Genomic DNA, 1,272 nt, shown 5'->3' with positions numbered 1-1,272 from the left:
TAATTGATTATTGAAGATAATTGACAATTGATAATTGATAATTCGTAATTCATAATTGATAATTCGTAATTGATTATTGAAAACTAGTCGCTGAGCGCAGCCGAAGCGATAATTCGTAATTAAAAATTGATAATTGATAATTCGTAATTCGTAATTGATAATTCGTAATTCGTAATTGATAATTGATAATTAATAATTAATAATTGATAATTGATAATTCATAATTCGTAATTCGTAATTCGTAATTGATAATTAAAACATATGTTTAGTAAAGAAGAAGCAGCTAGATTAAGAAAAGATTTTTGGACAAGTTTTGGAAAATCATTTCCCAGAAAATGGCTTTTATACAACACACAAATTAAAGATTTCAACTTTAAATTTGTAGCCAATAAAAAGCAGGCTATTGTTTGTTTAGATATAGAATCGGCTTACGCAATTAAAAATGAATTGCTCTATGAACAGGTGTTGGAATTGAAAAATATCTTAACCGATGATTTTTTACCCGATGTGATTTTTGATGACAATTATGAATTAGAAAGTGGAAAAACAATTCATAGAATTTATGTTGAATTTAATGGTGAATTCAATATTTACAACAAAAATACCTGGCAAAACGTATTTATTTTTTTCAAAGAAGCCATGCATCAGTTTGAAGAATTTTATGACACTTACGAAGATTTTATAAAACAAGCCGTATATAATTGATAATGTACAATTGATAATTGACAATGTACAATTGACAATTGATAATTGACAATTGATAATTGACAATTGATAATTGATAATTGATAATTGATAATTCGTAATTCATAATTCATAATTCGTAATTCGTAATTCGTAATTCGTAATTAAAAATTGACAATTGATTATTCGTAATTCATAATTGATTATTGAAAACTGGTCGCTGAGCGTAGCCGAAGCGATAATTCGTAATTAAAAATTGACAATTGATAATTGATAATTGATAATTGATAATTGATAATTGATAATTCGTAATTCGTAATTCGTAATTCGTAATTAAAAATTGACAATTGATTATTCGTAATTCATAATTGATTATTGAAAACTGGTCGCTGAGCGTAGCCGAAGCGATAATTCGTAATTAAATTGATAATTGATAATTGATAATTCGTAATTCGTAATTCGTAATTCGTAATTAAAAATTGACAATTGATTATTCGTAATTCATAATTGATTATTGAAAATTGGTCGCTGAGCGAAGCCGAAGCGATAATTTGTAATTGACAATTGATAATTCGTAATTCATAATTC

1 protein-coding gene is annotated in these 1,272 nt (G+C 25.6%); it reads left to right on the top strand.

Going from position 1 to position 1,272, the window contains the following annotated elements; all coding sequences use genetic code 11:
• Positions 1-261 precede the first annotated feature (261 nt).
• Complete coding sequence (locus EC396_RS12095) at positions 262-705, top strand: DUF4268 domain-containing protein (RefSeq protein ID WP_129366933.1); 444 nt, start codon at positions 262-264, stop codon at positions 703-705.
• Positions 706-1,272 lie beyond the last annotated feature (567 nt).

Origin of the sequence: Lutibacter sp. HS1-25, assembly GCF_004121075.1 — a bacterium.
Lineage (GTDB): Bacteria > Bacteroidota > Bacteroidia > Flavobacteriales > Flavobacteriaceae > Lutibacter.
This window is presented reverse-complemented; position numbering and strand designations above follow the sequence as displayed.